Source organism: Roseomonas sp. TAS13 (assembly GCF_001950415.1).
GTDB lineage: Bacteria > Pseudomonadota > Alphaproteobacteria > Acetobacterales > Acetobacteraceae > Roseomonas > Roseomonas mucosa.
This window is the reverse complement of sequence record NZ_BDLP01000189.1, coordinates 1-8,407: the sequence shown is the minus strand read 5'-3', so window position 1 is coordinate 8,407 and position 8,407 is coordinate 1. Positions and strand designations below refer to the sequence as shown.

The window sequence follows — 8,407 nt, the reverse complement described above, 5'->3', positions numbered from 1 at the left end:
TTCGCCTTACGGTGGAGCTGTGCGTAGGTGTGATCAAGAGACGGCCTCCGAGCGCCTGGGCTTCACCGGCCGTGGCGAGGGCATCGCCGCCCAGGCGGCGGTCTCGGTCCTGTTGCCGGACTGATCCTCCGGCACGGCCATCCCGGTCAGGGAAGGTCGCGCAGGGTGATGGCGCAGAGCTCGCGGATCTCCGCCCGCACGGGTCCCGCGCGGGGCGGGTCCCGCAGGGTGGTGAACCAGTGTTCCGGCGGCTCCCGCCCGGCGGCGCGGAACCAGGACAGGCCGCGCAGCACCGCCTCGGCTGCCGGCGGCAGGCGCGCGGGGATGGGCAGGTCGTTCAGCGTGGCCCAGACCCCCGCCCAGCAGCGCCCGACAGACCACGGGTTATAACCTCCGCCGCCGGTGACGATGAGGCGCGGCGACAGGCCCCGCAGCGCCCGCGCCACCGCGAAATAGCTGTTGTTGGACAGCGCCAGCCGGGACAGCGGGTCTTCCTCCAGCGCGTCGGAGCCGCATTGCAGCACGATCGCCTGCGGCCGCAGATGCCGCGCGATGGGCAGGATGGCGTTGCGGAGCACCCAATCCATCTCGCTGTCGTTGAAGCCCTCCGGCACCGGGATGTTGCGGGCATGGCCGCCCGCCCGGTCCTCGGCTTTGCCGGTACGGGGCCAGCGGTTGGCCTCGTGAACCGACAGGGTGAAGACGCGCGGATCGTCGTGGAAGGCGAGTTCCACGCCATCACCGTGATGCGCGTCGATATCGACGTAGAGCACGCGCTCCAGCCCGGCATCCACCAGGGCGAAGATCCCCAGCGCCACGTCGTTGACGTAGCAGAAGCCGCTGGCCCGGTCGGGCATGGCGTGGTGGGTGCCGGCGCCCGGCACATGCGCGATGCCGCCATGGCGCACCAGCCGGGCGGCCAGGATTGCACCCCCCGCCCCCGTCGCCGGGCGGCGGAAGACCTCACGGTAGATGGGATTGCCATGGGCGCCCAGGTGGTGCCGCTCGCGCACCGCCTCGTCCGCTGCCTGCTCGGCCTCGGCTCTTCGCAGGGCGGCGATGTAGTCCGGCGTGTGGAAGCGGGCCAGTTGCTCCGGCGTGGCCATCGGGCTGTCGCGATAACGTTCCGGGGCGAGCCAGCCCAGAGTGCGGATCAGGTCCAGGGCGGTGGAGACGCGGGCGATGGCCAGCGGGTGTTTCCCGCCATAGGTGGAGTGGCGGTAGATCTCCGACCCGATCAGGACCGGGGTCAGGAGCGCGGAGGGCTGCCGGGGGGCGTCGGGGTCGGACTCTTGCTGCATCGCCCTGGCATGTCGGCGGGCCACCCGCCCTGTCGAGAGGTGGGGCGGTGGTCCTTTCGCCATGTCAAGGGAATGACCGTGACATGTCAACCGGCGGACTGGCGCGCCCTGAGGGACTCGAACCCCCAACCAACCGGGTAGAAGCCGGTTGCTCTGTCCAGTTGAGCTAAGGGCGCCGCGCGATGCCGCTTGGCCGGTTGGCCGGTTGGCCGGATTCTGCTCTAGCCCAGGATCACCGGGGCGAGAAGCGACCAGCGGCGATCAGTGGGTCCAGTTCTGCTTGCGGCCCCAGCGGAAATTATCCGCATAGGACTTGGGCTTCATGGCCGGGACCTGACGCCGGGCCTCGACATCGTAGTCGATGCCGTTCGCCCGGGCATAATCCTCGGCCTCCTCCAGCGTATCGAAATGGAGGACGACCTGCTGCTCCGTATCGGCGGAGCCGGTCCAGCCCATCAGCGGATCGATTCGCTTCGGCTGGTCGGACACGTGCCGCAGGACCCAGCCCTGGGTGCGGGCCTGGCCGGACTGCATCGCGCTTTTCGGGGGACTGTAGATGCGCGCCTTGCTCATCGCCGTACCTTCTGAAGCCTGTGGCGTATTCCAGGAAACCTTGCCGGTATCGGGGCGGCGGGACTCGAACCCACGACCTCCTGTACCCAAAACAGGCGCGCTACCAGGCTGCGCCACGCCCCGTGCCGGAAAGGTTTGCGCGCGGAACCTATGGGCAGGCGGGCCCGGACGCAAGGCACCCCGGCGGCTTTGCCGCGGGGTGTGTGGGGCGGGACGTCAGGGGCCGATGCGCTCCAGCCCGCCCATCCAGGGGCGCAGCACCTCCGGCACCAGCACGGAGCCGTCCTCCTGCTGGTGCGTTTCCATCACCGCAATCAGCGCGCGGCCTACCGCGACGCCGGAACCGTTCATGGTGTGGACGAAGGCCGGCTGGGCCTTCTTCCCGCCGGGCTCGTCCTTCGGACGGTAGCGGGCGTTCATCCGCCGGGCCTGGAAGTCCAGCATGTTGGAGCAGGAGGAGATCTCCCGCCACGCCCCCTGCCCCGGCAGCCAGACCTCCAGGTCATAGGTCTTGCTGGAGGCGAAGCCGGTGTCGCCGGCGCAAAGCACGATCCGCCGCCAGACCAGCCCCAGCTCGCTCAGAACGCGCTCGGCGCAGCGGGTCATCCGCTCGTGCTCGTCGGCCGAATCCTCGGGCCGGGTGATGGAGACCATCTCGGCCTTCATGAACTGGTGCTGCCGCAGCATGCCGCGCGTGTCGCGCCCGGCCGAGCCCGCCTCGGAGCGGAAGCAGTAGCTCAACGCCGTGTAGCGCTGCGGCAGCACGGCATCGGGCAGGATCTCGCCGGCGGCGAGATTGGTGAGCGGCACCTCGGCGGTCGGGATCAGCCAGCGGCCGTCGGTGGTGCGGAACAGATCCTCGGCGAATTTCGGAAGCTGCGCCGTGCCGAAGACCGCCTCGTCGTTCACCAGCAGCGGGACGGAGACCTCCTCGTAGCCATGCTCGGCATGGAGGTTCACCATCCAGTTGCCAAGCGCCCGCTCCAGCCGCGCCAGCGCCCCGCGCAGCACGGTGAAGCGCGCACCGGACAGCTTCGCAGCGGCGGCGAAGTCCATCAGCCCCATCGCCTCGCCCAGCTCGAAATGCTGCTTGGGCTGGAAGGGGAAGTTGGGCGCCGCCCCGTGCTGGTGCAGCACGATGTTGCTGCTCTCGTCCGCGCCCTCGGGCACGTCGTCGGCCAGCAGGGCGGGCAGCTCCGCCAGCGCATCGCGCAGCGCCGCCTCGGCCCGGGACAGAGCCTCGCCGGACACGCGCTCGCCGGCGGCCAGCTCGTCGATCAGGGCCTGCGCCTCGTCGTGCCGGCCGGCGGCCTTCAGCACGCCGACCTCGCGGCTCTTGCGGTTGCGGGCGGCCCGGGCCTCCTCCACCGCCGTGGTGGCGGTGCGGCGTTCGGTGTCCAGCGCCAGCAGACGCTCCGCGGCCGGCGGCAGGCCACGGCGGACCATGCCGGCATCGAAAGCCGCCGGGTTGGCGCGGATCGCGCGGATATCGTGCATCGGTCAGGTCTTCGTCTTGTCGGCCGGGGTCTTCTTCGGGCGGTTCATCCAGGTCGCCGCGATGATCGACAGCTCGTAGAGCAGCAGCAGCGGCACGGCGAGGCCCACCTGGCTGATCACGTCCGGCGGCGTCAGCACCGCGGCGGCGATGAACATGCCGACGATGGCATAGCGGCGCCCCTTCTTGAGCTGGTCCACCGTCAGGATGCCGACCCGGGTCATCAGCGTCAGTGCCACCGGTAGCTGGAAGGCCGCGCCGAAGGCCAGGATCATGTGCATGACGAGCGAGAGGTACTCGCTCACCTTGGCCTCGAGCTGCACCGGCAGGCCGCCCCCGGCACCGCTCGGCGTCTCGAAGGAGATGAAGAAGCGCCAGGCGAGCGGGAAGATGAAGTAGTAGGCCAGCGCCGCGCCCATCACGAAAAGGATCGGCGAGGCGATCAGGAAGGGCATCACTGCCCGCTTCTCGGAGCGGTAGAGGCCGGGCGCGATGAACAGCCAGAGCTGCGTGGCCCAGACCGGGAAGGAGATGAACACCGCCCCGAAGAAGGCCACCCGCAGATAGGTGAAGAAGGCCTCGTAGAGCGCGGTGAAGATCATCCGCCGCTCGCCCGCGCCCTGCTGCTGCAGGATGTCGGCCAGGGGCCGCGCCAGGAAGCCGTAGATCTGCGTGGAGAAGTAGTAGCAGATCGCGAAGGCGATGAAGAAGGCCCCGAAGGACCAGAGCAGACGGGTGCGGAGTTCGAGCAGATGCTCGATCAACGGCATCGGCTTGTCGTTGATCGTATCGTCCGGATCGCGGGGCACAGGCGGTCTTTTTCAGGCTTTGTGGATGTTGGCCGGCTCGGTGGCCGGCAGGGTCTGGGCTTCCGCGGTCCGGGCCGGCGTCGCGGCGGGTGCCGCTGCGTCGCGGACCGGCGTCGTCGCCTCAGGAATGGGCAGCTCACCGGGTAGCCCGGCGGTTGGCCCAGGCTCCGGGCGGGCGGAGGCCGGGACCGGGGTCAGCGGCTCGGTCGGGATCGCCCCGGCGCGGCCGGCGGGCGACGCGGCCTCCTGCACCGGGGAGGTGGAGGGGGGCGCATCGGCGGCCCGGGCCGGATCGGGGTCCGCCGCCACGGCGGTCGCGTCCGTGCCGGCGCCCTGGGGCGTCGCCTCCCCCACCGGGGCGGCCTGGACGGCCGGCGCGGCATCGGCGGAGGGGGTCACGGGCTGAGCGCGGAAGGGATCGTCGTTGAAGGCGGAGCGGAGCGAGCCGTCCTTGTCCACGGTGCGCTGGATCTCGCCCTTGATGTCGAAGTTCCGGATATCGCGGATCTGGTCGCGCACATCCTCCAGCTTCGCCTCGCGCACCACCTCGTCCAGATGGCCCTGCAGCTCGCCCGCCATGCGGCGCAGCTTGCCGATGCCCTTGGCCACGGTGCGGATGGTGTCCGGAAGGTCCTTCGGGCCGATCACGACGATCGCCACCACGACGATGACCGCGATCTCGGACCAGGCGAGGTCGAACATGTGCTTCGCTCAAGCCCTATAGAGGTCGTGTCCCGGAGGCCGCCGGGTTCGGAAAAGGCGCTGTCTCCGTTAGCAGGAACGCCCGGGCGCGCCAATGCGCCCGCCTCCTATCTGGACCGGCGGCAGGCCGAGCGAAACCCCCCTGCCCCCTTTCTCCGGCCCCCGGCGGATGAAGCCGCGTTCAGGAATCCGCCGCTTCCGCCTGCTCCTCCCGCGCCTCGATCAGCACCACCGGCGCGTCGCGGGCGACGAGGTCCTCCTGCCGGGGCAGCTCGGCCAGGGAGCGCAGGTTGAAATGCTCCAGGAAGCGCGGCGTGGTGCCCCAGAGCACCGGGCGGCCGGGGCTTTCCTTGCGCCCGCGCGGGGCGACCAGCCCGGCCTCCAGCAGCGCCTCCAGCGAGGTCTGGGAGACCGAGGCGCCACGCAGCTCCTCGATCTCGGCCCGTGTCACCGGCTGGCGCCAGGCGATGGCCGCCAGCACCTCCATGGCGGCACGGGGCAGGCGCTTCGGCACCTCCACCACCCGGGTCAGAAGCGGCGCCAGGTCGGGCGCGGTGCGGAAGCTCCAGCCGCCGCCCGCCTCCACCAGTTCCACGCCCCGCCCGGCATAGCGGTCGCGCAGCGTCTGCAGGATGGCAGCGGGGTCGAGCGAATCCCGCTCGTCGCCGCCGATACCCAGGGCCTGGGCCAGCCGGACGGCCGTCACGGGCCGGTCGGCGGCGAAGATCAGTGCCTCGGCGATGCGCAGCGCGGCCTCAGGCAGCATCGGCGGTGTCCTCCTCGCTCATGCGGGCGGCGCGCAGCAGGATCGGGCCGAAGGCCGCCTCCTGCCGCAACTCCAGCCCGCCATGCTTCGCCAGTTCCAGCCCGGCGATCAGCGTGCTGGCGATGGCGGCGCGGCGTTCCACAGGGTCGGGTGCCAGCCCTTCCGGCAGGAAGCGCTCCAGCTCCCCCCAGTCCGGCCCGGCGGCGCCGATCAGCCGTTCCAGGCGGCTCAGCGCCTCGCCCACCGTCCAGAGCCTGCGGGGCTTCGGGACATAGGGCCGACGCGACTCGGCGCGGCGGATGGCGGTGGCCCAGGCATGCAGCAGGCCGGGCAGGTCGGCCTCCAGCTCCCCGTCCCGCCGCTGCACCAGGGATTCGGGCTGGCCGCGCCCGAAGAAGTCGCGCCCCAGCATGGGCTGCCCATCCAGCCAGGCGGCCCCCGCGCGCAGCATCTCCAGCCCCTGGAGCCGGTCGGTGAGCGAGACCGTGGCGGCCTCGGCATCCTCGTCCGGCTCGGGGTCGGGCAGCAGCAGGCGCGACTTCAGCCAGGCGAGCCAGGCGGCCATCACCAGCCAGTCGGCGGCCAGTTCCAGCCGCACCCGGCGGGCGCCTTCGATCACCGCGAGGTACTGGTCCACCAGGGCCAGGATATCGAGCCTCGCCAGATCGACCTTCTGCGCCCGCGCCAGTTCCAGCAGCAGGTCGAGAGGGCCTTCGTAGCCCTCCAGCCGCAGCAGCAGGGCCTGGGGCTGTGGCGTGACGACGCTCACAGCCCGTAGCCCGCCGCGCGCATGACGACGTTGAAGGCCGGGCCGACGGCGTAGCGCATCAGCCAGCCCATCGGGTCCCAGGCCGAGGAAAGCTGCGGCAGGATGAACAGCACCAGCACCACCAGCAGAAGGCCCAGCCGGTCCAGCCGCAGGAAGGGCACGCCCAGCCGGGGCGGCAGCAGCCCCCCCAGGATGCGGCCGCCATCCATGGGTGGGATCGGTATCAGGTTGAACAGGCCCAGCAGCAGGTTGGACAGGATCATCAGCGAGAGCAGGCGGTAGACCCAGGCGGAGAGTTCCGGCGGCAGCGTCACGGCATCCACCACATGGCCGGACAGCGCGGCCAGGAAGGCCAGGGCCATGTTGATCGCGGGACCGGCCGCCGCGACGGCCACCATGCCGAAGCGAGGGTTGCGCAGGCGGAACTGGTTCACCGGCACCGGCTTGGCCCAGCCGAACATGACCTGCACCGTGCCGATGGTCAGAAGCTGGGAGATGACCAGGAAGCCGGGCACCAGCACCGTACCCACCGGGTCCACATGCCGGATCGGGTTCAGGCTGAGCCGCCCCGCACGCTGCGCCGTGTCGTCGCCGAGCCAGAGCGCGGCATAGCCATGCGCCGCCTCGTGCAGGGTGATCGCCAGGATGGCGGCGATCGCCGCCGCCAGGAGTTCCGGAAGCCATTCGGGCATGACGGGGAGCGGAACCGGACTCAGACCGAGGCCGAGACGGCACCGAGCGGGCGGCGGGAGGCGAGCGCGGTGGCGCGGGCCTCTTCCATCCGCTCCGCGGCGCGGTCGCTCAGGCGCGGGCAGGCCTCCAGCAGCGCGGCATTCTCGGCCAGGATGCCGGGGCAGTGCAGCACCACGTCGCAGCCGGCGGCCAGCGCCTGGACCGCCAGATCCTCCGGCCTCCCGGACAGCGCCTTCATGGCGAGGTCGTCGGAGAGCAGCAGCCCGTCGAAGCCGACCTCGTCGCGGATCACCCCCTCGATCACGCGCGGCGACAGGGTGGCGGGGCGTTCGGCATCCCAGGTCTCGTACAGGATATGCGCCGTCATCGCCCAGGCGCCGCGCCCGGAATCGGCACGGCAGACCGCCTGGAAGGGGAAGAGGTCCGCCTCCAGCTCCGCCCGCGTGGCGGAAACGCGCGGCAGGTCGAGATGGCTGTCCGCCATGGCGCGGCCATGGCCGGGGATGTGCTTGATGACCGGGATGCAGCCGGCGGCGCGCAGCCCGGCGATCCAGGCCGCGCCGATCCGCGCCACCTCGGCCGGGTTCTCGGAGAAGGCGCGGTCGCCGATCACGTCATGCGCGCCGGGATGGCGCAGGTCGAGCACCGGGGCGCAGACCACGTCCAGCCCCATCTCCATGCAGGTGGCGCCCAGCAGCGCGGCATTCTCCAGCGCCACCTCCGGGCGGCCCTCGAATCGCGCCCCCGGCGGGAAGGCAGGCCAGTGCGGCGGGCGCAGGCGGGCGACGCGGCCGCCCTCCTGGTCCACCAGGATCGGCGCCTCCTCCCCCAGCACCTCACGCAACGAGGCGGTCAGGGAGCGGAGCTGCGCCGGGTCGGCGACGTTGCGCGCGAAAAGGATGGCCCCGGCCGGCCGGTGGCGGCGGAACAGCGCCGCCTCCTCGGGCGCCAGGGTGGTGCCGGCGATCCCCAGGATCACGGCGGCGGGCGTGGCGGAGCGGTTCATCCGCCGATCGCCGCGCAGGCCGGCGCGCCCTTGGCCCGGGCGGCCTCGCAGAAGCTGCGGGCGGCGGCGGCATCGCTGAAGCCCCCCGTGCGCAGCCGCCACATGGTCGGCATGCCCGGACGCTCGAAGCGCACCACCATGGGCCGTCGGTCTGCCAGCAGCCCGCCGAGGCGGCCCTTCAGCCGGTTCCACTCGGTATGGGCGGCTTCCTCGCTGCCCAGGGCGCCGAGTTGCACCAGGGCGCTGCCGCCTGTTGCCGTCCTGGCGGGCTCGGAGCGTGCATCCGGGTGCGG

Annotated in this window: 10 protein-coding genes and 2 tRNA genes; all 12 read right to left on the bottom strand. The window is 71.7% G+C overall.

Annotation, left to right across the window (positions count from 1 at the left end; all coding sequences use genetic code 11):
- Positions 1-146: 146 nt before the first annotated feature.
- Positions 147-1,301, bottom strand: a complete 1,155-nt coding sequence (locus tag ROTAS13_RS14730; RefSeq protein ID WP_075822713.1) for an acetoin utilization protein AcuC — start codon at positions 1,299-1,301, stop codon at positions 147-149.
- Positions 1,302-1,400: 99 nt separating this feature from the next.
- Positions 1,401-1,477: transfer RNA gene (locus ROTAS13_RS14725), tRNA-Arg, on the bottom strand.
- An 85-nt stretch (positions 1,478-1,562) separates the two neighbouring features.
- Entirely contained in the window at positions 1,563-1,874 is a 312-nt protein-coding gene (locus ROTAS13_RS14720; protein WP_019459855.1) for an ETC complex I subunit, read from the bottom strand.
- A gap of 49 nt (positions 1,875-1,923) precedes the next feature.
- Positions 1,924-1,997 (bottom strand) — tRNA-Pro (locus ROTAS13_RS14715).
- A gap of 93 nt (positions 1,998-2,090) precedes the next feature.
- A complete protein-coding gene (gene serS, locus ROTAS13_RS14710) occupies positions 2,091-3,371 on the bottom strand; it encodes a serine--tRNA ligase (RefSeq protein ID WP_075822712.1) in 1,281 nt (426 codons plus the stop codon).
- 3 nt (positions 3,372-3,374) lie between these two features.
- The gene (tatC, locus tag ROTAS13_RS14705; protein ID WP_051004736.1) at positions 3,375-4,139 is read right to left on the bottom strand and encodes a twin-arginine translocase subunit TatC; all 765 of its coding nucleotides are present in this window, start codon (positions 4,137-4,139) and stop codon (positions 3,375-3,377) included.
- A 51-nt stretch (positions 4,140-4,190) separates the two neighbouring features.
- Positions 4,191-4,880: a Sec-independent protein translocase protein TatB gene (tatB, locus tag ROTAS13_RS27810; RefSeq protein WP_075822711.1), complete on the bottom strand. Its 690-nt coding sequence runs from the start codon at positions 4,878-4,880 to the stop codon at positions 4,191-4,193.
- Between the two features lie 181 nt (positions 4,881-5,061).
- Positions 5,062-5,646, bottom strand: a complete 585-nt coding sequence (gene scpB, locus ROTAS13_RS14695; protein WP_075822710.1) for an SMC-Scp complex subunit ScpB — start codon at positions 5,644-5,646, stop codon at positions 5,062-5,064.
- Positions 5,636-6,415: a ScpA family protein gene (locus ROTAS13_RS14690; protein ID WP_019459860.1), complete on the bottom strand. Its 780-nt coding sequence runs from the start codon at positions 6,413-6,415 to the stop codon at positions 5,636-5,638. The genes scpB and ROTAS13_RS14690 overlap by 11 nt, the downstream gene beginning before the upstream one ends.
- Entirely contained in the window at positions 6,412-7,107 is a 696-nt protein-coding gene (locus tag ROTAS13_RS14685) for a site-2 protease family protein (RefSeq protein WP_019459861.1), read from the bottom strand. Before ROTAS13_RS14685 ends, ROTAS13_RS14690 begins: the two co-directional genes overlap by 4 nt.
- A 20-nt stretch (positions 7,108-7,127) precedes the next feature.
- A complete protein-coding gene (gene nagZ, locus ROTAS13_RS14680) occupies positions 7,128-8,114 on the bottom strand; it encodes a beta-N-acetylhexosaminidase (protein WP_075822709.1) in 987 nt (328 codons plus the stop codon).
- On the bottom strand, positions 8,111-8,407 hold a 297-nt coding region (locus ROTAS13_RS14675; RefSeq protein ID WP_253187689.1), incomplete at its 5' end, for an SPOR domain-containing protein. The genes nagZ and ROTAS13_RS14675, both read right to left, overlap by 4 nt.